The organism is Microbacterium sp. 1262 (genome assembly GCF_040544895.1).
GTDB lineage: Bacteria > Actinomycetota > Actinomycetes > Actinomycetales > Microbacteriaceae > Microbacterium > Microbacterium plantarum.
On the sequence record NZ_JBEPKU010000001.1, the window covers coordinates 1,137,870 to 1,159,271 of the forward strand.

The following is a 21,402-nucleotide window of genomic DNA, read 5'->3' on the forward strand; positions in this document are numbered from 1 at the left end:
CGAGTCTAGTCCGGGAGGGCGCCGCGTTCGCCCGCCCGGACCCCGCGATTCACCAGTCGATGGGGCGCGTCTGGCCGATCAGGCAGCCACCGCTCGGCAGTTCGGGCAACACCGTCGCCGTGGGGGCGGGAGTCGATGGACCCACCTGTCCGACCAGGCACTCCCCCGCCCACAGGACCGAGAACTGCAAGCTGTCGACCGGGTCGTCGACGGAGGTGCGGTCGGCCGTCACCTGCATCGTCGACTTGTCGAAACCGGCTGCCACGAGCGCATCGATGTACGCCCGCCCCGCGACGCTGTCGGGCGACGCCGCCACCTGGTTCATCACCTCGGAGAACAGCGGCAGGTTGTCAGTCGCGGTGCTCTCGGGCGACAGGGGCGCCGGACCTTCCGTGGTGGTCGGTGCCGGCGTGGGCGCTGTGGATGTCGCCGGGGGCTCCTCGGGGAAGAGCATCGAGCACCCGGCGAGGGATGCGGCGAGGACGAGAGCGCCGGCCGTTCCCACGAGCGAGCGAGTGAACCGGGGACGAGGCGAGCGCATGTCTGAATTCTAGGCGGCCCCGGTCCCCGACTCGCGGCGTCAGAACGGCGTCGGCTCGACGGGGTCCCTCTCGGGCACCGGAGCGACGGCCCACTCGCCGTCGGTGGTCACGGGGTGGGCCGCGTTCTCGCCGGCGGCCTCGGTGCCATCGGCCGCCCCGCCGGGACGTGCGGGACCGGCCGCATCCGTGCGGGGGGTCCGTTGGAACGACGCGGTCCCCCACTTGAGGTCGGGACCGATCGCGTCGGCGTCGATCTCGATCTCGATGCCGCGCTTCTCGCCGGCTTCCCACTCCTTCAGCCGCAGCCGCCCGTCGACGATGACCCGCTGCCCCTTCCGCAGGGACGCGAACGCATTCTCTCCGAGCCCACGGAACACGCTGATCCGGTACCAGTTGGTGGTGCCGTCGATCCACTCGCCGGACTGGGCGTCCCGGTAGCGCTGGCTGCTCGCGAGACGGAAGCTCGTGACCGGGATGCCGGTACCCGTCCGTCGCTGCTCGGGCTCGGTGGCGATGTTGCCGATGACGGTGATGCGATCTGACATGTCTGCTCCTCAGCAGGGCACGGAAGGTGGGACGCTCCGACACCCGAGTGCCCGTCGGGTGCCGGAGCGCTTCCAGCCTCGGCCCCGGCGCCGGAACACCGAGGGCGGTTCCGCACATCGGTGCAGAACCGCCCTCGAATCGCGCTGGGGAGGAGTCAGCTGCGGGCGTACTCCGCGAAGCGCGCGCGCACCTTGTTCACCTTGGGAACGGCCACCGCGAGGCAGTATCCCTGCCCCGGGTTCTTCGCGAAGAAGTCCTGGTGGTAGTCCTCGGCCGGGTAGAACGTGTCGGCGGGTTCCATCGTCGTCACGACCCCGCCACCCCACATCTCGTCGGCGCGGTCGCGGGCCGCCGCGAAGAGCTCGCGCTGGTCTTCGTCGAGCGGGAACATGGCCGAGCGGTACTGAGTGCCGACATCGGCACCCTGGCGATTGAGCTGACGCGGGTCGTGCATCGTGAAGAACGCATCGAGGATGACGTCGGCCGGGATGACATCGGGGTCGAACGTCACCGACACCGCCTCGGCATGACCGGTCGTGCCGGTGCACACCGCCTCGTAGCTCGGGTGCGGAACGTGCCCGCCGATGTAGCCCGACACGACCTCGGACACACCGTCGAGCGCACGATAAGCGGCATCGAGGCACCAGAAGCAGCCGCCGGCGAGGATGAAGGTGGTGGTCATGGAAAGCTCCGTTCTCCCGCTTGCGCGAGGTCTCACCCTAGCCAACCACGGGCGCCGTCCGCGTGTTCCCGCGGATGTCCGAGGCCCGTTCTAGCCTCGTTCGCGAGGAGGAGATCATGACGTTGGTGCAGGCCCACACCCCACAGGCCCGGGAACAGCGGCCGGGCGGCGAGCTCATCGCTATCGGGACCGACCGCTGGCGAGTCGTCGAGGGCGATGGACACGTCAGGGGCCTCGTCGCGCGCGTCCAGACGCCCACCGGAGACCGCTTCCGCGCGCTCCGGTTCCACCCGCCGTCACGTTCCTTCCGGGCGATCGGCGAATTCTGGCGCATCAATGAGGCGTCCGACACCCTCCGACTCTCTCGCTGACCTTCGCCCGCTCTGCCCGGCTCGCACAGCTCAGACCAGGGCGTCGAGAGGCGTGGGGCCGGCCGTCCGAGCTCCGCTCGCCAGGCGCGGCCACACCGAGGCCAGCACTTCGACGGCGCGCTCCAGTTCTGCAGGCGACGCGGTGAACGGAATCCGCAGACGGTTCTCGTGCCCGCCGTCGACCGCGAAGCGCTGTCCGCCGCTGAGATACACGTGCTCGGCACGGGCACCCAGAACGAGCGGTCCGCTGAGCGGCGCCGGAAGACCGACCCAGAGCGCCACGCCACCGCAGACCTCGGGGACGTCCCAGTCCGGCAGCCTGTCGCGCAGCGCGGCTCGGACCGCGCGGTATCCCGTGGCGAGCAACTCGGCGCGTTGCGGCAGGATCTCCGGCATCCGCGGAATCAGCCTCGCCGCCACCTCCTGCTCGAACTCGGGCGTGCCGAGGTCGCGCGCCGGCCGCGCCGCATGCAGTCGCCGGATGACCTCCGGCTGGGCGCGAACCCATCCGACGCGCAGGCCGCCCCACACCGTCTTGCCGAGCGAACCGATCCGCACGACGTCGTCGTCCGGAAGGGCTGCGGGTGCCGGTGCGTCGAACGACAGTTCGGCCGTCGTCTCGTCGACGACGAGCGTGCACCCCCGCTGAGCCACCTCGCGCAGTGCATTCTGCTCCGTCGCCGTCATGGAGCGACCGGTCGGGTTCTGCAGCGTGGGCATCAGGTAGGCGAGCGTCGGTCGCGTCCGTCGCGGGGCTTCGTCCAGGCGGTCGAGGTCCCAGCCGTGCGCGGTCGTCACGGGTACGGCTACGAGCCGCGCTCCCGCGGCCCGGAGAGCCTCCGCCGCATGCGGATAGGTCGGCGTCTCGACGAGCACGCGATCGCCCCGCGCCACGAGCACCTCGGCGATGAGGTGGATGGCGCTCTGCGCGCCCGCGGTCACGAGGATCTGATCGCGCGACGTGGGAATGCCACGCGCGGTGTAGCGTTCGGCGATGGCGTCGCGCAGGCCGGTCGACCCGAGGGTGTCGTATCCGGTCCGCGAGACGAGTCGGGCCGCATCCGACGCCATCTCCGCCATCACGCCGGCCAAGCCCGGCCAGGCGCTCGGGCTCGCCTGCTGCAGGTCGATCGACCCCGGTTCGGCGAACACCGTCCCACCCCCGCGCAACGGCTGAGCAGTGGTGACGCTGCCCGAGCCCCGCACGCTCTCGATGTGCCCGCTCGCGCGCAGGCTCGCATAGGCGCTCGCCACCGTCGTGCGGCTCAGCCCCAGCGTCTGCGCCAGGGCGCGCTCGGCAGGGAGTAGGGTGCGCGCCGCGATGCGGTTGTCCAGACACAGCAGTCGGATGCCGTCCGCGAGCGCTTCATAGGCCGGCTCGCGGGTACGCCATCCTCCGAGCGACGCTTCCAGCGACCTGGCGGAGATCCGGGAGTGCATACGGCCACCATACGGTAATTGGCATCTTTTGCTACGGCCAATCCTGCAGTGCAATAGACGAGTGATACTCCGCTTCTCGCAGCTCATCGTCGGCCTCATCCTGTTCGGAGCGGGGTGCGCGGTGATGGTCGACGCGGGAATCGGTCTCGACCCCTGGACCGTCCTGGCCGAAGGAATCAGCAAGAACACCGGCATCGGGATCGGCTGGGTCGTCAGCATCACCGGGTTCCTGGTCCTGCTCCTGTGGATCCCACTCCGTCAGAAGCCCGGTGTCGGCACCGTCGCGAACATCCTCGTGGTCGGCGCCGCGATGCAGTTCACCCTCCCGCTCGTGAGCACGCCCGATCACTGGATCGCGCGGGTGGCGATGTTCATCGCGGGCACGGCGCTCGTCGGTGTCGCCTCGGGCATCTACATCGGGGCGCGATTGGGTCCGGGCCCCCGCGACGGCTTGATGACCGGAATCCATCAGCGGTGGGGCTGGCCCATCTGGGCGGGGCGGCTCGGGGTCGAGGCGACGGTGCTCGTCACGGGCTGGCTCCTGGGCGGCACGGTGGGCCTGGGCACAGTGCTCTTCGCCGTGCTCATCGGGCCCATGGTGCACGTGAGCCTGCCGGTCTTCGACGGCCGGGCACGCCGCCGACGTCACACAACACCAGCCGCGACGGTGGGCGGCCTCAGTGCTCCCGGAACGTAGGCCAGTCCGCTCCCGGCGCCATGTGCGCGTGCAGCGCGTTCTTGGCGATCTCCATCGTGGGGTACGCGCCGAGTTCGGCGTCCGCACCCGCCATCGTCACGATGTACTCGTCGCCGCGGTGGCGGATCATTCCCGCGACTCCCCCGGCGCCGTACGCCACCCACAGTGCGGTCGATCCTGTCTGCGCGTTCATCATCGAACCCCTTCCGACACCCGCAGGGTACGCCCCCGACCGCCCCGGAACCAGTGTTCCGCGGCATCCGGCCCGAAACCGGCGTCTCCGCGCGATAGCGTAGAAGCATCCGCCTCCGTAGCTCAGTGGATAGAGCAGCGGCCTTCTAATCCGTTGGTCACAGGTTCGAATCCTGTCGGGGGCACTCCAGGCGCCGCTCAGGCCTGCGGCGTGAATCTCCGCGCGGTGTCCGCCAGCAGCGGTCGAGCCATGAGCGCGAGCAGACCCGCGAACGCCCACAGGAGGAGCAGCACGACGGTCTCGCTCACCACGATCACGAGAAACACCGTCACGATCAGCAGGGACAGCACCCCCAGCGAGAACCGCCACTGGGAAGCGAGCTGCGCCGCCGCGACACGCGCTGCATCGCGCGCGCGACAGTGGAACCCGGCCGTCAGGACCACCATGTGCCCGGCCCAGACGAGGATCAGCAGCCCGAGGACGCTGTAGAGCGGGCGCAGCGTCGCCCCGCCGTCGACGCCGTCGAGGTGGACGAGATTGAAGGCGAGCAGAGCGAGAGCCACCGCCGCCGGGGCCGCCCAGCGGAGGGTCGGCACGAGCTCGCGGCCATACGCACGGAAGAAGTGCCGACCCGGCGACAGGTCGGTGCGCGGAACCATCGCCGCCGCCACCCCCGCCACGAGGGCGGGGGCGACGGGCAGCAGCGCGAGGACGAAGAGGGGGACGTTCGACGGGTCCCGGTCCAGCAGCAGCACCGCTACGACGGAGGGCAGCGACGCGAGCAGCAGCTGCGCCTCCAGGACCATCTGCCGGTAGATGAAGGCGGCACCGCGTGAGAGGGGGCCGCGGCCGACCTCATCTGCCGGGTCGCCGCGACGAATCGTGGTGGTTTCCGCATCCATTTCCTCGGCTCCTTCACTCGACGAGACGAGGCGGCCCGCCCCGGTCAGAAAGCCGGCCGCTCTCGGTCATCCCTGATTCTGCGTGCGCTCGAGCGCCGTGTTGAACGTGTCGATGAGCTGGCGCGACCCCAAGCCCTCGAGCTCGGCCACGTAAGCGTCCCAGTCGTCCTCGATGGAGCGCTGGCCCGTGATGAACGACGCGGTCGCCGCGTGGACGGCATCCGTCAGCTGCGTCTGCAGCAGAGAGGTCTGCTCGAGCTCGATCTCGTTGAGCAACGGAGCCGGGGCGGTGGGCAGCTGTTCCTTCTTCTCGAGCTGCTCAGCGGTCCACTCGGCGATCTCGTCGGTCATCATCGAGAGCACCAGCTCCTGGGACGAGCCGTTCGCGAGAAGGAAGACCCCGTTGCTGTAGCCGTAGTCGGCGTTGAGAAGCTGTGGGGCGCCGGCGTTGATCGAACTCCACGCGATATCGTCCATCAGCTTGCGAGTACCGTCGGCCTCGCGGGTGAACGTCTCGCCCTCGACACCCCACTGAGCGAACTCGAGGCCCTCGTCTGAGTAGTACAGCCAGTCGACGAATTGCAGCAGTGCCTTGAAGTACGGCTTCTCGGCCGCATCGCTCGAGATGAGGATGCCCGAGGTGAAGCGGCCACTCGGAAGCTTGTCGCCCGCCGGCCCGCCCGGGAGCGAGATCAGGCGGATCGGGACGTCGCCCTGCCCCGAGTCGGCGAACTTCTGCCGGTATTCCGCGATCGTCTGGGTGTTCCCGGAGATCGCGGCCGACTTGCCCGAGATGAACTTCTGCACAGCCTGGTCATCGCTCTGGGTGATCTCCGGGTCCAGGACGCCTGCCTCGACGAGAGCAGCAGCATCGGACACGACCTGCTTGTATCCGTCCGATGCTCCCGTGAACACGTACTCGCCGGCATCCTGGTCGTACCACGTGTTCGCGTAGCCCCAGCCCGCGGCCGTGGGGTAGTTCGGCGCCATGATGCTGAGCAGGGAGCCGAGCGGTGTCGCATCCGTCCAGCGATCCGACATCGCGTAGTCCAGCTCGGGATTCACCTGCTTCACCCTCTCGAGCTGCTCGAGGTACTCGTCCCAGGTCGCCGGATCCTCGGTGATGCCGGCCTTCTTCCACAGATCCTCGCGGATGGCCACCGAGTACTGGACATCGGGCACCTCGCGCAAGCCGGGAAGGTGGTAGATCTTCCCGTCCTCCTGGCGACGATTCCGGAGATCGTCCTCGAGGTCCCAATCAGCGATCTTCTGCTGGAAGTTCGGCATGTAGTCGAAGTAGTCCGAGACCGGCAGAATCGCACCGCCCGAGACGAACTGCGTCTCGGATCCCGCGTACGTCGACGAGATGATGTCGGTGGCCTCGCCGCTGCCGATGAGAAGAGACTTCTTCTGATCGAAATCGGCCATCGGGATGTCCGTACGGGAGAACGTGACGTTGTGGTCCTTCTCGAGATGCTCGAAGAACGACCAGTCGTCCTTCACCGGATAGTTGGGGTGGTCCCGATACATGATCGAGAACTGGACCGGCTCGGTCGCGGCGAAGGAGACCCCGGCCTCGAAGTCCTCCATTGCGCCGACGGACTGGGCCTCTCCGATCGTGGCACCGCCGTCGCGGGCGGCATCCTCGGTCGCGGGCCCGGAGCAGGCGGACAGCGCGACCGCGACCGCAGCCAGGCCCGCGGCACCGGCGAGGGTGTGGCGAGTGATTCTCATGGTGTTTCTCCTCTGTGTGAACGTCGTCGTTCGACGTAGGGGATTCAGCCCTTCACCGACCCGAGCATCACGCCCGAGACGAAGTAGCGCTGGATGAAGGGGTACAGGCAGATGATGGGGAGCACGGTGAGCAGCATCGTGACGGCCTGGATGTTCGAAGCGACCTGAGCGGACTCGCCGCCGATCGCTTCCTGGACCCCCGTCGCCGCCGCGATGAGGTTCCGTAGGTAGACGGTCACCGGGAACAGTGACTTGTCGTCCAGGAACAGGAAGGCGTTGAACCACGAGTTCCAGATGCTCACGGCGTAGAACAGCGTCATCGTCGCGAGCACGGCCTTCGACAGCGGCAGCACGATCCGGAAGAAGATGCCGTAGGTCGTGAGCCCGTCGATCGCTGCGGCTTCTTCGAGTTCCTCCGGGAAGTTCTCGAAGAAGGACTTCATGACGAGCAGGTTGAAGACGCTCAGCGCTCCGGGTACCACGACGGCCCAGATGCTGTTGCGCCAGCCGAGGTAGTTGGCGATGAGGATGTAGTTGGGGATGAGCCCGCCGCCGAAGAACATCGTGAACACCGCGATGCCGACGAAGAAAGTCCGTCCCTTCAGATACGGCTTGCTGAGCGCGTAGGCGTACGTCGTGGTGATCGCCATCGCGATGACGGTTCCGACGATCGTGTACAGGAACGTGTTCCCGTAGTTCGTCCAGAACGTGCCGTCGTTCATGACAACGCGGAACGTGTCGATGTTGAAGCCGCGCGGGATCAGGTTCACTTCGCCGGCGGCGATGTACCCCTCCGACGAGAACGCCTTGGCGACGAGGTTGATGAACGGATAGAGCGTCACGACGCAGACGAGCACGAGCGCGACGGCGTTCACCACACGGAAGGTGCGGTAACCCGCTGACTCCTTGATGATGCCGGTCTCCCGGCGCACGCGGGCACTGTCTGGCTTCGGGGGAAGGGCTTCGGTCACCACAGCGAGGTACCAACCAATCGACGGGAGAGGGCGTTCGCGCCGAGGACGAGCACGAGGCCGATGACGGCCTCGAACAGACCGATGGCCGTTCCGTACGAGAACTGGGCCGACTGGATGCCGACGCGGTAGAGATACGTAGAGATGACGTCCGCCGTCGAGTAGATGAGTGGATTCTGCAACAGCAGGACCTTCTCGAACCCGACGGCCATGAAGGAGCCGATGTTCAGGATGAGGAGGACCATCATCGTCGGGCGGATCCCCGGCAGTGTGATGTGCCAGGTCTGCTGCCAGCGATTGGCCCCGTCGATGCGGGCGGCCTCGTAGAGCTGATCGTCGATGGTGGTGAGCGCGGCGAGGTACAGAATCGTTCCCCAGCCGACCGTCTGCCACACCTCGGACGACACGTAGATGGAGCGGAACCACTCGGGGCGCTGCATGAACGGCACGGGGTCGCCCCCCATCGCCTCGACGACCTGGTTGACCGTCCCGTTCAGAGCGGTCAGCTGCAGCACCAGGCCGGCGACGATGACGACCGACATGAAGTGCGGAAGATACGAGATCGTCTGCACGATGCGCTTGAAGCGACGCGAGCGCAGCTCGTTGAGCATCAGCGCCAGGATGATCGGCAGCGGGAACGTGATCAGCAGGGTGAGGCCTCCGAGCACCACCGTGTTCCAGAACACCGTCCAGAACTGCTGGTTCGAGATGAACGCCTGGAAGTAGTAGAAGCCCACCCACTCGTCGCCGAAGATCGATCCCCCGGGGCGAAACCGCCGGAAGGCGATGACGTTTCCGAGCATCGGGATGTACCGGAACACGAGCAGGAAGACGACCGGCACGAGAAGGAAGGTGTACAGCCGCCAGTCGCGGACGAGGGCACGACGCCAGGTCTGCTTGGCTCGCGGGGTGCGATCACGGCGGAACAGTCGCCGCTTCGCGGGCGCCGTGGTGATCGCGCGCGTGGCGGTGCCCGGCCTCGGGCCCTCCCCGAGCCGAACCGGCGCGTGAACGGATTGCGTCATTCGGAACTCCACATCCTCGTGGTCTTCGTGACCGGGTCCCCGTCAGGGTGTCAGGACGGGCGCCGGCGACGGAGAGCCGATCACCGTCGCGCCCATCTGCGCGTGCAGGCTGAGCTCCGCCGCCATCAAGGCGTGGTCCTGGCTCATCGCGGTTTCGGTGCCATCGATGCAGTCGCGGATGAGCTGCCCGAAATACGGGAACCCCGTCATGCCGTTCGCGTTGAACCGGTGCTGCGCCTCCTGATTCACGAGGAGCACCTGGCCACCACCGTTGTCGGTCGTGATGTCGATGTACTTGCGCAGCTCGATGTACCCGTCGGTGCCCAGCAGAAGCGTGCGCCCGTCACCGAACACTCCCAAGCCGTCGGGGGTGAACCAGTCGACGCGGACGTATCCCGTCGCGCCGTTGTCGAGGACCACGTGCGCGTCGCCGAAGTCCTGCAGGCCGGGAGTCTCCGGATGCGCGTAGTTCGCGATGGTCGAGGTCGACACCCGACCGGTCGTCGCACCCGTGTAATGGAGGATCTGGTCGAAGTTGTGGCTGCCGATGTCACAGAGGATGCCGCCGTACTGCGCCGGGTCGTAGAACCAATCGGGGCGTCCCCCGCCGATGCGATGCGGACCGAAGCACACGACCTGCACGACCCTGCCGATCGCGCCCCGCTGGACGAGCTGATCTGCGAGGATCGCCGCCTCCGAGTGCACGCGCTCGCCGTAGTACACCGCATAGAGCAGACCCGTCCGTGCGGTCGCCTCCCGGACGGCATCCAGTTGCGCGAAGGTCGTCAGGGGCGCCTTGTCGACGAAAGCGTGCTTCCCTGCGTCGATCGCCCGCAGTCCGATGGGCGCACGCTGCGACGGAATCGCGGCGGTCGCGACCAGCCGAACCGCGGGGTCGTTCAGGACCTCCTGCTCGCTCGAGGCGATGCGTGCCGTCGGATACTGCTTCGCGAACGCGGCGGCGCGTGCGTGATCCTCGTCGAACACCCAGGTCACCGTCGCCCCGGCGCCGATCAGTCCATCGGTCATGCCGAAGATGTGGCCGTGGTCGAGACCGACCGCCGCGAAAGCGAACTCGCCCGGAGCGACGACGGGGCGCGGGAGGGGGTCGAAAGTGTATGAATCGGTCATCGGGTGTTCTCCTGGTCTGTCAGGTCGTAGGCACGGATCCGTCCGCACATGCCGAAGGCGCGTTCCCCGGGGGGCGCGGGAGCGACACGGGCTCGGGCATCGCGCAGATGGGCGACGTCGCCGCGCGCGGTGGCCTCGGTGAGCGTCAGCGAGGTCTGCGCCTGAGCGAGCGCACCGGCGCGGACGAGCTCGCTCCAGGCGGCCGCCCGGTCGCGGACGAGCGCGCCGGCGCTTGCGTAGAAGTCGTCGAGCGGAGCCCGATCGCCGGCGGCGACCGCATCGCGCAAGGCCTGGAACCCCGTCACGGCCAGGTCCCGACGGCGAGCGGCGCGCGCGGCCCGCTCCTCCCCCTCGCCCAGTGCTGCCGCCTCGGCGTACGCCGCCGGGTCGCCGACGATATGCGGGGGGAAGGTCATGACGGCATCGCCGGCCTCCGGCAGTCCCGCGTTGCTCATCAGCACCAGCACCTTCAGCCCGCCGCGGTTGACCGCACGGTGGATCGTGCCCGGCGTGAACCAGACGACCGATCCGGCATTCAGCTCGGTCTCCCGGACCCCCTCGCCGTCGATCGTCTGAAGGGCGCCACGACCCTCGACGACGAGGTAAGCCTCCGTCGAGACGAGGTGGATGTGCGGACTGCCGCCGCAGATGCCATCGGGGGCGGCGTCGTGGTAGATGTCGAGGTGCGACAGCGAGGTGCCGCCGGGGAACGAGAGGCCGGTCACGATGCCGCCTCGATGAGTGAGTGCTGCTTCTCGTAGAAGCGGGGTGCGCGCTCGACGAGCTGGCCGGCGCGGTAGTAGGGGTCGTCGGCGGGGATCGGGAGGTCGACGAAGGTGCGCTCGATGCCCGCCTTGTAGATGGCCGAGACGACCTCGATCGCGTTGCGGCCGTCCCGCCCGTCCGCGACCGGAGCGCGCCCCTCCCGGATGGCGGCGAGCAGGTCTCCGATCTGCCCCGCGTGCCCGGTGTGCGCGAGAGGTTCCCGGGCAGTGACGACAGCCTCGATCGCTGCCACCAGCTCGGGATCACCGCCCTGCGCGGGGAATCCGCCACCATCGGCGCGCTCGGCGATCACCCGCCACGGCTGCGACACCCGGGCGTTCGCCCCCTGGATGACGATCTCCTGCTCTTCCCCGTGATGGACCACGGAGCTGGTGAGCTGGGCGAGCCCGCGTTCGTAGCGGAGGACCGCGACGGAGAGATCCTCGACCTCGCTGTTGTCGTGCTGCGCGTTGGCGAGCATCGCGGTCACCTCCATCGGGCGGCCGAGGAGCCACAGCAGCAGGTCGATGTGGTGAATCGCGTGGTTGAGGGTGCAACCGCCGCCCTCCTTCTCCCAGGTGCCACGCCACCAGAGGTCGTAGTAGGGCAGCCCGCGCCACCACGCCGAATCCACCCGCACGGAGGAGATCGGACCGAGAAGCCCCGAGTCGACGACGGTTTTGAGCGTCGCCAGGTCGTCGCGGAACCGGTTCTGTGCGACGACCGAGAGCACCTTGCCTGAGCGCTCCTGGGCGGCCAGCATCGCGTCGCACTCTTCGAGGGACGGCGCCATCGGCTTCTCGACCAGCACATTCACACCGCCGTCCAACGCCGCGATCGAGAGGGCCGCGTGCGTCGACGGCGGAGTCGCGATGCTGACGAGGTCCAGATCGGCCTCCGCGATCATCCGGAGCGGGTCGTCGTAGCCGGCGGCATCCCTCAGGCCGAACTCCTCGGCCTTCTGCGCCGCCTTTCCCGGCATGACGTCGGCAAGGGCGACGATCTCGCACTCCCCAGGGAACGCGAGGTACCCGCCGATGTGGGCACTCGCTATGCCGCCCGTGCCGATGATGCCGATTCTGAACATGCTTCCTCGCACTTCTACTACGTATTACTACGACGTAGTAGTCATGATGGTCGCATCTGCCGCGCGCGGTCAACAGTTTTCTAAAACGACCGTGTCGCGACCGGTCACTAGGATGGGCGACATGGTGGGAGCAGCCGAGAACGACCGTCTCGTATGGATCGATTGCGAGATGACGGGGCTGGATCTCAGCGTCGACGAGCTCGTCGAGGTGGCGGTCATCGTCACCGACTACGAGCTGCGGCAGCTCGACCCGGGCTTCCAGCTCGTCATCCGTCCGAGCGAGGCGGCGCGAGCGAACATGGGCGACTTCGTGACCGCGATGCACGAGACGTCGGGCCTGCTTTCCGAGCTCGACTCGGGCGTCCCCCTCGTCGACGCTGAAGCGGCGGTGCTCGAGTACATCCAGCGCTTCGTGCCCGAAGGCAAGGCAGCCCTCGCCGGCAACACGATCGGCACCGACCGGATGTTCCTCGCGAAGTACATGCCCCGGGTCGACTCCTGGCTGCATTACCGCAACGTCGACGTCTCGAGCATCAAGGAGCTCTCGCGGCGCTGGTTCCCCCGCGCCTACTTCCAGGCACCGGCCAAGGACGGCGGACACAGGGCGCTGGCCGACATCCGAGAGTCGATCCGCGAGCTCGCCTACTACCGTTCCGCCGTGTTCGTGCCGGCGCCCGGACCCACGAGCGACGAGGCTCGGGCAGCCGCTGAGGCCGCCGTGTCGTCGTATGCCCCATCCGTGTAATACAATCGTCTGGTTGCCCGGTTTCACCGGGAGACATGGTGGCTATAGCTCAGTTGGTAGAGCACCGCGTTGTGGTCGCGGGGGTCGCGGGTTCAAGTCCCGTTAGCCACCCCACGTAAACACCCCGGTCCGGGAGTGCAGATGATCGAGATGGATGTCGAGGAGTTCGAGCTCCTCGTCACCGACGAGCTGGATCGCCTCCCCGACGACATGGTCGACGGACTCGACAACGTCATCTTGGTCGTCGAAGACCGCCCGGAAGACGGCAGCCTCGACCTGCTCGGCCTCTACGACGGCTACGCCCTCACAGAGCGCGAGCGCTACGGGCAGGGTGAGCTCCCCGACCGCATCATCGTCTACCGCGAACCGCATCTTCACGCGTGCGCCGACGTCGCCGGCCTTCGCGACGAGGTCCACACCACGCTGGTCCACGAGATCGCCCACTTCTACGGCATCGACGACGACCGCTTGCACGAGCTCGGATGGGCCTGATGAGCACCGCTCTCCCCGACCTCGACATCGAGACCGACCTCCGTGCTGCGCCCGACGAACCATGGCAGACCGTCGTGTGGAACGACCCGGTGAACCTCATGTCGTATGTGGTCCACGTCTTCCGGACCTACTTCGGGTACTCGCGCGACCGCGCGACGCAGCTCATGCTCTCCGTCCATCACGAGGGGCACGCGATCGTCGCCGAGGGTCCGCGCGAAGCGATGGAGGCGCACACGCGCGCGATGCACGAATTCGGCCTCTGGGCGACGGTCAGACGGGCGAACGAATGACCACGACCATCGTTTTCGCGCTGCCCGCGGCCGAGGCGGACTATCTCCGCGAACTCGTCGATCAGTACCTCGAGCTCGTCGAAACCCCCGACGATCCTCGGGATCCGGCAGCCCGCCGGCTCTCCCCCGACGCATACCCGGACGACCCGGCTGCCGCGACGGAGTTCCGCGCCCTCACACGAGACGATGTCGCTGCGACACGCGCCGCGGATGCGCGCCTGGTGCTGGCCACCCTCGCGAGAGGCTCCCGCGATCGCTCCACCCATACGGCATCCGGCGAGGGACTCACGCTCGATCCGCACGAGCAGACGGCGTGGCTGAGGACGCTCGCTGGGCTCCGTCTGGTGCTTGCGGAGCGCATCGGCATCACCGACGAGAGCATCATGCCGGTGGGGGATCCCCGCTTCGACGTCTACGAGTGGCTCGGGTACCGGCAGGAGATGCTGCTGCAAGCACTCGACGGATGATCAGACCAGTTCGACGACGTGCGTCGCGAGGCGGCGGGGATCGTTCCGAGCGATGTGGTCCTGCTCCTGCGCCGCCCAGCGCTCCCAGTGCGGCCGATAGGTCTCACCGTCGCGGTCCAGGGCACGCCGCTTGCGCACATCACTCGGCGCGTCCAACCAGATCCGTACGGTCGCGAAGGCTGCGGCCGCAGCAGTCAGCGCACCGCTGCCCTCCAGGATGACCGACTCGTCGCCCTTCAGCGCGCGATCCTGGCCATAGCGGTCCGCCGCCCAATCCCACTGCTGCCAGCGCGCGGGCGCGCCTGTGCGACGCGGGGCGAGCACGCGCGCGACGGCGTACTCGGCACCCGCAGCGAGGCCGTCCCATCCGGGATACAGCTCATCGAGCGCGACCAACTGCGGCGGCTGCGCGCCGTCCCACTGTCGCTCGAGCTCGCGCGCCAGCGTGGACTTTCCCGCGCCGCTGCGCCCATCGATGATCACGACGTCGCCCGGCGAGACCTCGTCGAGGACGGTGCGGACGAGCGCCGCCGAGGTCAGGCGCGCGACGGCCCTACTTCTTGAGGGCGCGGATGACACGGCTGAGAGCGCGGCCCACGACCCAGACGAAGGGAATGCCGACGGCGACCAGCGACACGAGGTTCGGCTCGAAACGCAGATCATCGCCCTTGCGCACGTACGCCCCGACGGGGATGGCGTAGCCGCCGCCCCCGCCGCCGCTGTTTCCCTCATTGTCCTCGCCGGCCCCGAAGCCGCTCCACGTCAGCGCGACCGGAATGAGCGTGATGCCGTCGACATCCTGCTGTTCGCCGTAGACGCTGGTGACGCCGAGATTCGCGGTCTGCTTGCCGAGTTCGAGTGCGAGGTTGGGCATGGACCCACCGTACCCTCCCCCGGGTGCCGCGGTACAGGTGTCAATGTTCGTGGTCGGGGCGCGGGTTGGTCGGCATGGCGCCGACGTCGCGACGAGGTCCGAGCACGCTCGCCCGCGTGACCGCACCCCGGCCGAAGCGGGCGCGGGCCCCGTCGAGGGCGTCGTCGACGCGGCGCCATTCCTCATCGTCGTCCCAGAGCGTGAGGCCTCCCGTGCCGTCCGGACGCAGCTTCTCGGCTCGGACGCCGATGAGTCGCACCGGTTGCGAGAGCTCCACCGACGAAAGCAACTCGATCGCCGCTGACCCGATGCGCTGCCCGACGTTCGTCGCCAGGGGCAGAGTCTGCGAGCGGGAGTACGTCGAGAAGTCGCTCAGTCGCACCTTGATCGACACCGTCCCAGCCTCCCAGCCGCCAGCGCGCAGTCGCGCGCCCACCCGGTCGGCCAGACGCCTGAGCTCGGAACGGAGCACCGTGAGGTCGGTGACGTCGTGGGAGAACGTCTCCTCGTGCGAGATGCTCTTCTCGGCCCGTTCGGTCTGCACCTGACGAGCGTCGTGACCGCGCGAGAGATGCCACACGCGCTCGCCCATCGCCGGACCGAGCGCACGGTCGAGGACGGAGCGCGGGGTGTCCCACACGTCGGCCACCGTCCGGATGCCGCGCGCGAGGAGGGCCTCGGCGGCTTTGGGGCCCACGCCCCACAGGGCACCGACCGGGCGACCTGCGAGGAAGCGGAGCGTCTGGTGCTCGGCGACGACGAGGAGCCCGTCAGGCTTGGAGATCGTCGACGCCATCTTGGCGACGTGCTTCGTCGCCGCGACCCCCACGCTGCAGGTGAGGCCGGTCTCGCTCAGCACGCGCCGTCGAATGAGCTGCGCGATCTCGCGTGGGCTCCCCCAGAGCCGACGGGCCCCGCTCACGTCGAGGAACGCCTCGTCGATCGAGAGCGGCTCGACCAGTGGCGTGATCGACCGGAAGATCTCCATCACGCGTCGAGAGAGCTCCGTGTAGCGCTCGAACGTCGTCGGGACCACGATGGCCTGCGGGCACAGCTGCAGGGCGCGCGCGACCGGCATCGCCGACCGGACGCCGAAGCGCCGCGCTTCGTACGAGGCGCTCGAGACGACGCCGCGGCGCTCCACGCCGCCGACGATGATGGGCTTGCCCGCGAGGGACGGGTCGTCCAGCACCGCGACGGCCGCGTAGAAGGCGTCCATGTCGACGTGGAGGATGCGGGTGCCGGTGTCGTCCGCATCCGGCGGCGACACGATGCGTCCCGTGCCGTCGCCGCGTCCCATGCTTCTATTGTCGCGGGTACCGCCGACAACGGCCGCGCCGTCGGACGACGCGGCCGTGCGACGAAGCTGCGCCTACTGGGCCGCGCGCTCGAGGATCAGCTCGCGCACGCGCGCGGCGTCGGCCTGACCCTTCATAGCCTTCATGACCGCGCCGATCACCGCTCCCGCAGCCTGCACCTTGCCGTCCTTGATCTTCGCCAGGACGTCCGGCTGAGCGGCGAGGGCGTCGTCGATCGCGGCGATCAGAGCGCCGTCGTCCGACACCACAGCCAAGCCGCGCGAATCCACGACCTCCTGGGGCGAGCCTTCGCCGTCGATCACGCCCTCGAGCACCTGGCGCGCCAGCTTGTCGGTCAGGGTTCCGGCATCCACCAGCTTCTGCAGCGCCGCCACGTCAGCCGGCGAGACGAGCGCCTGCGGCTCGGCCCCACGCGCGTTCGCGACGCGCGTGATCTCGCCGGTCCACCACTTGCGGGCCGAAGCGGGCGACGCCCCCGCCGCGACCGTCGCGTCGACCTCGGCGAGCAGGCCGCCGTTGACGACGTCCTGGAACTCGAGGTCGGTGAAGCCCCATTCGCCCTGCAGCCGGCGGCGTCGGGCAGCCGGCGGCTCGGGAAGGGCCGCGCGGAGCTCGTCGATCAGCTGCGGCGACGGTGCGACCGGCAGCAGATCGGGCTCCGGGAAGTACCGGTAGTCGTCGGCATCCGACTTCGGGCGCCCCGGCGAGGTCGTGCCGGTGTCCTCATGCCAGTGCCGAGTCTCCTGCGTGATGGTGCCGCCCTCGGCGAGGATGGCGGCCTGACGCTGGATCTCGTAGCGCACCGCACGCTCGACGGAGCGCATCGAGTTGACGTTCTTCGTCTCGGTACGCGTGCCGAGCTTCTCCTGGCCCCGGGGACGCAGCGACACGTTCGCGTCGCACCGCAGGTTCCCCCGCTCGAGGCGCGCCTCCGAGATACCCAGGCCGATGACGATGTCGCGGATCGTGCGGACATAGGCCTTCGCGATCTCCGGCGCGCGGTGCTCGGCACCGAAGATCGGCTTGGTCACGATCTCGACGAGCGGCACTCCGGCTCGGTTGTAGTCGACGAGCGAGAACTCGGCGCCCTGGATACGACCCGCGGCGCCGCCCATGTGCGTGAGCTTGCCCGCATCCTCCTCCATGTGGGCCCGCTCGATGTCGACGGTGACGGTGGTGCCGTCGGACAGCTCCACCTCGACCGCGCCCTCGAACGCGATCGGCTCGTCGTACTGCGAGATCTGGTAGTTCTTGCCGAGGTCCGGGTAGAAGTAGTTCTTCCGCGCGAAGCGGCTCGAGGGTGCGATCGAGCAGCCGAGCGCGAGACCCAGGCTGATCGACGACCGGATCGCCGTCTCGTTCACGACAGGGAGCGCCCCGGGCAGACCCATGTCGACGGGCGCGACGAGGGTGTTCGGAGCTGCGCCGTGGTTGTCGGGGTGAGCCGGGTTCGCAGCCGGCGAGAACATCTTCGTGCGCGTGTTCAGCTCGACGTGCACCTCGAAGCCGAGCACGGGCTCGAACAGCTCCAGCGCCTTGTCGAAGTCCATCAGTGCGACCTTGGCAGCCATCAGCGTGCCCCTCCCAGGATCGGTGCGCGGTCGAGCAGCGGGCCGCCCCAGCTGTCGACGAGCAGAGACTCGAGCGCGGCGCCCACCCGATACAGCTGTGCGTCCTGGCGCGCCGGAGCGATGAACTGGATACCGACCGGCAGACCATCGTCATCCGACAGCCCCGACGGAATGGAGATCCCCGGAACGCCGGCGAGATTGACCGGGATGGTCGTCACGTCGTTCAGGTACATCTGCAGCGGATCGTCGATCTGCTCGCCGAGACGGAACGCGGTCGTGGGTGCGGACGGAGTCGCGATGACATCGACCTGCGCGAAAGCTTCGTCGAAATCGCGCTGGATGAGCGTCCGCACCTTCTGAGCGCTGCCGTAGTAGGCGTCGTAGTAGCCGGCCGACAGGGCGTAGGTGCCCAGGATGATGCGGCGCTTGACCTCGTCGCCGAAGCCGGCTTCGCGGGTCGCCGACATGACGTCCTCGACGGTGCCGCCGGGCACGTCGACGCGAAGTCCGAACCGCACCGAGTCGAACTTCGCGAGGTTGCTCGACGCCTCGGCCGGGAGGATCAGGTAGTACGCGGCGACCCCGTACTCGAAGTGGGGTGCACTGATTTCGACGATCTCCGCGCCCTGCGCCTCCACCGCCGCCAAAGATGCGCGGAACGACGCGCTGACGCCGGGCTGGAAGCCGACATCGGCGAGCTCGCGGATGACGCCGACCTTGAGTCCGCGCAGCACATCGCCCCGGGCACCCTCGCGCGCTGCCGCGGCGAAGGACGGCCACTGGTCCGCCAGCGACGTCGAGTCGTGCGGGTCGTGGCCGCCGATGACGTCGTGCAGCAGAGCCGAGTCGAGAACGGTGCGCGAGACGGGACCGACCTGGTCGAGACTCGAGGCGAGCGCGATGGAGCCGTAGCGGCTGACGCCACCGTACGTCGGCTTCACTCCGACCGTGCCCGTGACGTGCGCGGGCTGACGGATCGAGCCGCCGGTGTCGGATCCGAGGGCGAGCGGCGCCTCGAACGCGGCGACGGCGGCGGCGGAACCGCCCCCGGAGCCGCCGGGGATGCGGTCGAGGTCCCACGGATTGCGGGTCGGCCCGTACGCGGAGTGCTCCGTCGAGGAGCCCATCGCGAACTCGTCCATGTTCGTCTTGCCGAGCGGGACGAGTCCCGCAGCACGAGCGCGCGCCACGACCGTCGCGTCGTAGGGCGACATGAAGCCCTCGAGGATCTTCGACCCACTCGTCGACGGCATGTCCGTGGTGACGAGCACGTCCTTGATCGCGAGGGGCACACCCGCCAGCTCGCCGAGCTCCTCACCCGCGGCGCGGCGCGCGTCGATCTCGCCCGCCACCTCGAGGGCGTGCTCGGAGACGTGCAGGAACGCGTGCACGTCACCATCGACGGCGGCGATGCGGTCGAGGTGAGCCTGAGTCACCTCGACGCTGCTGATGCTGCGGTCGGCCAGACGGGCGGCGAGCTCGGCGGCGCTCGACCGGATGAAGTCGCTCACTGCTCCTCCCCCAGGATCGCGGTCACGCGGAAACGGTCGTCCGCTCGTTCGGGTGCGTTCTGGAGAACCTGGTCGAGCGTGAGCATGTCGCCGGGGACGTCCTCGCGGAAGACGTTCTCGAGGGCGATCGGGTGGCTCGTCGCCGGAACATCCGGCGTCGCCACCTCCGACACCTTCGCGATGTTGTCGACGATCGCGTCGAGCTGTCCCGTGAGACGCTCGACCTCCTCGTCGTTCAGCTGGATCCGGGCGAGCACGCCGAGGTGGCGCACGAGATCGGGGGTGATTTCAGACACCCGACGATTCTAGTTGGGGCCCGATCGCCCGCGAGACCCGTAGGGTGTCAGCGTGACGACCTACGACCCGCCACGTCCCTGGATCGCCAGCTACGCCGACGGGGTGCCGGAGGACCTCCCGCCCATGGAGGGCTCGCTCGTCGACATCGTGGCGACGTCCGCACGGGAGCATCCCGACGCCCCCGCCCTGGAGTTCTTCGGCCGCACCGTCTCGTACCAGCAGCTGCAGGACCGGATCGAACGAGCCGCCGCGTACCTGCGGGATGCCGGTGTGCGCCGCGGCGACCGGGTGGCTATCGTGCTGCCCAACTGCCCGCAGCACATCGTGGCCTTCTACGCCGTTCTGCGCCTGGGGGCCGTCGTCATCGAGCACAACCCGCTCTATACCCCGCGCGAGATGCGCAAGCAGTTCGAAGATCACGGCGCGAAGGTCGCCATCGTCTGGAGCAAGCTCGTCTCGGTGCTGCTCGACTTCCCCGACGATCTGGCCCTCAACGCCGTGATCGCCGTCGACATCACCACGGCCATGCCGTTCCACATGCGGGCGGCGCTCCGCCTGCCCATCGCCAAGGCGCGCGAGTCGCGTGAAGCACTCACCTCTCCCGTGGCCCGCAATCGCGTGCACGGATTCTGGTCGGATGCCGAACGCCACGATCCCCTGCCGGCGAGCCACGTGGGTCCGACCACGGGTGATCTCGCTCTCATCCAGTACACCAGCGGCACGACGGGCAACCCCAAGGGCGCGGCGCTCACCCATCGAAACCTCCTGGCGAACGCGGCCCAGGCGCAGGTGTGGACCCCGACGATCGAGCGCGGCGCGGGTTGCGTCGTCTACGCGGTGCTGCCGATGTTCCACGCGTACGGCCTGACCCTCTGCCTCACTTTCGCGATGTCGATGGGTGCGCGGCTCGTCCTCTTCCCGAAGTTCGATCCGGCCCTCGTGCTCGCGGTGCACAAGCGGCATCCGGCCACTCTCCTGCCCCTGGTTCCGCCGATCGCCGAGCGGTTGCTTGCGGCCGCCGATGCGGCGGGCGTGTCACTCGCGGGCACGCAGGTCGCGATCTCCGGCGCGATGGCGCTCCCCCACGAGCTCGTCGTGCCGTTCGAGGCATCGACGGGCGGATACCTCGTCGAGGGATACGGGCTGTCGGAATGCTCCCCCGTCCTGATGGCCAATCCCGTGGCAGGGAACCGTGTCCCCGGCACCGTCGGTCTACCGCTTCCCGGCACCGAGTGCCGCGTCGTGGACCCGGACGAACCGACACGGGACGTCGAGCCCGGCGGGCGGGGCGAGCTACTGGTCCGCGGCCCCCAGGTGTTCACCGGCTACTACGGCAAGCCCGAGGAGACCGAGAAGGTCTTCGTCGACGGCTGGTTCCGCACGGGCGACATCGTGACGATCGACGAGGCGGGATTCGTGCGGATCGTCGACCGGATCAAGGAACTCATCATCACCGGCGGCTTCAACGTCGCACCGACCGAGGTCGAGATCGCGCTGCGTCAGCACCCGCAGATCGCCGACGCCGCCGTCGTCGGGCTGCCCAGCGAGCATTCCGGCGAGGATGTCGTGGCCGCCGTGGTCGCCGCCCCCGGGGCGACAATCGACGAGGCCGACGTGCGGGACTTCTGCCGCGGCATCCTGACGCCCTACAAGGTGCCGCGTCGGGTGGTCGTCGTCGACGAGCTGCCGAAGTCGATGATCGGCAAGGTCTTGCGTCGCCAAGTCCGCGATCGGCTCCTCGCGGGCTGAT

25 protein-coding genes and 2 tRNA genes are annotated in these 21,402 nt (G+C 68.6%); 9 read left to right on the forward strand and 18 right to left on the reverse strand.

The window, feature by feature from the left end; all coding sequences use genetic code 11:
* Positions 1-49: 49 nt before the first annotated feature.
* The 3 genes from ABIC53_RS05325 to msrA all read right to left on the reverse strand — a co-directional run bounded on the left by ABIC53_RS05325 (position 50) and on the right by msrA (position 1,770).
* Positions 50-541: a DUF6993 domain-containing protein gene (locus ABIC53_RS05325; protein ID WP_282502535.1), complete on the reverse strand. Its 492-nt coding sequence runs from the start codon at positions 539-541 to the stop codon at positions 50-52.
* A 39-nt stretch (positions 542-580) separates the two neighbouring features.
* Positions 581-1,087: a single-stranded DNA-binding protein gene (gene ssb, locus ABIC53_RS05330; RefSeq protein ID WP_354450667.1), complete on the reverse strand. Its 507-nt coding sequence runs from the start codon at positions 1,085-1,087 to the stop codon at positions 581-583.
* Between the two features lie 155 nt (positions 1,088-1,242).
* Positions 1,243-1,770, reverse strand: a complete 528-nt coding sequence (gene msrA / locus ABIC53_RS05335) for a peptide-methionine (S)-S-oxide reductase MsrA (RefSeq protein WP_112614640.1) — start codon at positions 1,768-1,770, stop codon at positions 1,243-1,245.
* Positions 1,771-1,886: 116 nt separating this feature from the next.
* Here msrA and ABIC53_RS05340 point away from each other — a divergent pair, with 116 nt between their 5' ends.
* Entirely contained in the window at positions 1,887-2,141 is a 255-nt protein-coding gene (locus tag ABIC53_RS05340; RefSeq protein WP_282502533.1) for a hypothetical protein, read from the forward strand.
* Between the two features lie 30 nt (positions 2,142-2,171).
* Here ABIC53_RS05340 and yczR read toward each other — a convergent pair whose 3' ends face one another.
* Positions 2,172-3,581 carry a MocR-like transcription factor YczR gene (yczR, locus tag ABIC53_RS05345; RefSeq protein WP_354450670.1) on the reverse strand — a complete coding sequence of 470 codons (1,410 nt, stop codon included), beginning with the start codon at positions 3,579-3,581 and terminating at the stop codon, positions 2,172-2,174.
* A gap of 61 nt (positions 3,582-3,642) precedes the next feature.
* Between yczR and yczE the strand changes: the two genes are divergently transcribed.
* A complete protein-coding gene (gene yczE / locus ABIC53_RS05350) occupies positions 3,643-4,278 on the forward strand; it encodes a membrane protein YczE (RefSeq protein ID WP_282502531.1) in 636 nt (211 codons plus the stop codon).
* On the opposite strand, the gene ABIC53_RS05355 is transcribed toward yczE, so the two are convergent.
* On the reverse strand, positions 4,259-4,471 hold the full coding sequence (locus ABIC53_RS05355; protein WP_354450672.1) for a methyltransferase: 213 nt from the start codon (positions 4,469-4,471) through the stop codon (positions 4,259-4,261). The two genes, yczE and ABIC53_RS05355, sit on opposite strands and share 20 nt — an antisense overlap.
* Before the next feature lie 111 nt (positions 4,472-4,582).
* On the opposite strand from ABIC53_RS05355, the gene ABIC53_RS05360 reads away from it, so the two are divergent.
* Positions 4,583-4,655, forward strand: a tRNA-Arg gene (locus tag ABIC53_RS05360).
* A gap of 13 nt (positions 4,656-4,668) precedes the next feature.
* Here ABIC53_RS05360 and ABIC53_RS05365 read toward each other — a convergent pair.
* The 7 genes from ABIC53_RS05365 to ABIC53_RS05395 form a co-directional block, all read right to left on the reverse strand.
* Positions 4,669-5,373, reverse strand: a complete 705-nt coding sequence (locus tag ABIC53_RS05365) for a hypothetical protein (RefSeq protein WP_282502529.1) — start codon at positions 5,371-5,373, stop codon at positions 4,669-4,671.
* A 66-nt stretch (positions 5,374-5,439) separates the two neighbouring features.
* The gene (locus tag ABIC53_RS05370) at positions 5,440-7,107 is read right to left on the reverse strand and encodes an ABC transporter substrate-binding protein (protein WP_354450674.1); all 1,668 of its coding nucleotides are present in this window, start codon (positions 7,105-7,107) and stop codon (positions 5,440-5,442) included.
* A 44-nt stretch (positions 7,108-7,151) separates the two neighbouring features.
* Positions 7,152-8,039 (reverse strand): carbohydrate ABC transporter permease, encoded by an 888-nt coding sequence (locus ABIC53_RS05375; RefSeq protein WP_269266274.1) that lies wholly within the window; start codon positions 8,037-8,039, stop codon positions 7,152-7,154.
* A 35-nt stretch (positions 8,040-8,074) separates the two neighbouring features.
* Positions 8,075-9,103 carry an ABC transporter permease gene (locus tag ABIC53_RS05380; RefSeq protein WP_354450676.1) on the reverse strand — a complete coding sequence of 343 codons (1,029 nt, stop codon included), beginning with the start codon at positions 9,101-9,103 and terminating at the stop codon, positions 8,075-8,077.
* Positions 9,104-9,145: 42 nt separating this feature from the next.
* Positions 9,146-10,234: a Gfo/Idh/MocA family protein gene (locus ABIC53_RS05385; RefSeq protein ID WP_323987646.1), complete on the reverse strand. Its 1,089-nt coding sequence runs from the start codon at positions 10,232-10,234 to the stop codon at positions 9,146-9,148.
* Positions 10,231-10,959, reverse strand: coding sequence for a cupin domain-containing protein (locus ABIC53_RS05390; RefSeq protein ID WP_274177835.1), 729 nt, complete (start codon positions 10,957-10,959; stop codon positions 10,231-10,233). Before ABIC53_RS05390 ends, ABIC53_RS05385 begins: the two co-directional genes overlap by 4 nt.
* Positions 10,956-12,086 (reverse strand): Gfo/Idh/MocA family protein, encoded by a 1,131-nt coding sequence (locus ABIC53_RS05395; RefSeq protein ID WP_274177834.1) that lies wholly within the window; start codon positions 12,084-12,086, stop codon positions 10,956-10,958. Before ABIC53_RS05395 ends, ABIC53_RS05390 begins: the two co-directional genes overlap by 4 nt.
* Before the next feature lie 121 nt (positions 12,087-12,207).
* Between ABIC53_RS05395 and orn the strand changes: the two genes are divergently transcribed.
* The 5 genes from orn to ABIC53_RS05420 all read left to right on the forward strand — a co-directional run bounded on the left by orn (position 12,208) and on the right by ABIC53_RS05420 (position 14,080).
* A complete protein-coding gene (gene orn / locus ABIC53_RS05400) occupies positions 12,208-12,831 on the forward strand; it encodes an oligoribonuclease (RefSeq protein WP_354450679.1) in 624 nt (207 codons plus the stop codon).
* Positions 12,832-12,869: 38 nt separating this feature from the next.
* Positions 12,870-12,945: transfer RNA gene (locus ABIC53_RS05405), tRNA-His, on the forward strand.
* A 27-nt stretch (positions 12,946-12,972) separates the two neighbouring features.
* Complete coding sequence (locus ABIC53_RS05410; protein ID WP_354450681.1) at positions 12,973-13,323, forward strand: metallopeptidase family protein; 351 nt, start codon at positions 12,973-12,975, stop codon at positions 13,321-13,323.
* Positions 13,314-13,613, forward strand: coding sequence for an ATP-dependent Clp protease adapter ClpS (gene clpS / locus ABIC53_RS05415; RefSeq protein ID WP_112614614.1), 300 nt, complete (start codon positions 13,314-13,316; stop codon positions 13,611-13,613). The genes ABIC53_RS05410 and clpS overlap by 10 nt, the downstream gene beginning before the upstream one ends.
* Positions 13,610-14,080 carry a DUF2017 family protein gene (locus ABIC53_RS05420; protein ID WP_269266384.1) on the forward strand — a complete coding sequence of 157 codons (471 nt, stop codon included), beginning with the start codon at positions 13,610-13,612 and terminating at the stop codon, positions 14,078-14,080. Before clpS ends, ABIC53_RS05420 begins: the two co-directional genes overlap by 4 nt.
* Here ABIC53_RS05420 and ABIC53_RS05425 read toward each other — a convergent pair whose 3' ends face one another.
* The 6 genes from ABIC53_RS05425 to gatC all read right to left on the reverse strand — a co-directional run bounded on the left by ABIC53_RS05425 (position 14,081) and on the right by gatC (position 19,651).
* On the reverse strand, positions 14,081-14,659 hold the full coding sequence (locus ABIC53_RS05425; RefSeq protein ID WP_354450683.1) for a nucleoside/nucleotide kinase family protein: 579 nt from the start codon (positions 14,657-14,659) through the stop codon (positions 14,081-14,083).
* Positions 14,634-14,954, reverse strand: a complete 321-nt coding sequence (locus ABIC53_RS05430; RefSeq protein ID WP_112614608.1) for a hypothetical protein — start codon at positions 14,952-14,954, stop codon at positions 14,634-14,636. The genes ABIC53_RS05425 and ABIC53_RS05430 overlap by 26 nt, the downstream gene beginning before the upstream one ends.
* 40 nt (positions 14,955-14,994) lie before the next feature.
* Positions 14,995-16,254, reverse strand: a complete 1,260-nt coding sequence (gene dinB, locus ABIC53_RS05435; protein WP_114589364.1) for a DNA polymerase IV — start codon at positions 16,252-16,254, stop codon at positions 14,995-14,997.
* A gap of 72 nt (positions 16,255-16,326) precedes the next feature.
* Positions 16,327-17,844, reverse strand: coding sequence for an Asp-tRNA(Asn)/Glu-tRNA(Gln) amidotransferase subunit GatB (gene gatB, locus ABIC53_RS05440; RefSeq protein WP_269266387.1), 1,518 nt, complete (start codon positions 17,842-17,844; stop codon positions 16,327-16,329).
* Complete coding sequence (gatA, locus tag ABIC53_RS05445; RefSeq protein ID WP_354450686.1) at positions 17,844-19,355, reverse strand: Asp-tRNA(Asn)/Glu-tRNA(Gln) amidotransferase subunit GatA; 1,512 nt, start codon at positions 19,353-19,355, stop codon at positions 17,844-17,846. Before gatA ends, gatB begins: the two co-directional genes overlap by 1 nt.
* The gene (gatC, locus tag ABIC53_RS05450; RefSeq protein WP_112614600.1) at positions 19,352-19,651 is read right to left on the reverse strand and encodes an Asp-tRNA(Asn)/Glu-tRNA(Gln) amidotransferase subunit GatC; all 300 of its coding nucleotides are present in this window, start codon (positions 19,649-19,651) and stop codon (positions 19,352-19,354) included. Before gatC ends, gatA begins: the two co-directional genes overlap by 4 nt.
* Before the next feature lie 52 nt (positions 19,652-19,703).
* Here gatC and ABIC53_RS05455 point away from each other — a divergent pair, with 52 nt between their 5' ends.
* Positions 19,704-21,401 (forward strand): long-chain-fatty-acid--CoA ligase, encoded by a 1,698-nt coding sequence (locus tag ABIC53_RS05455; RefSeq protein WP_354450688.1) that lies wholly within the window; start codon positions 19,704-19,706, stop codon positions 21,399-21,401.
* Position 21,402 lies beyond the last annotated feature (1 nt).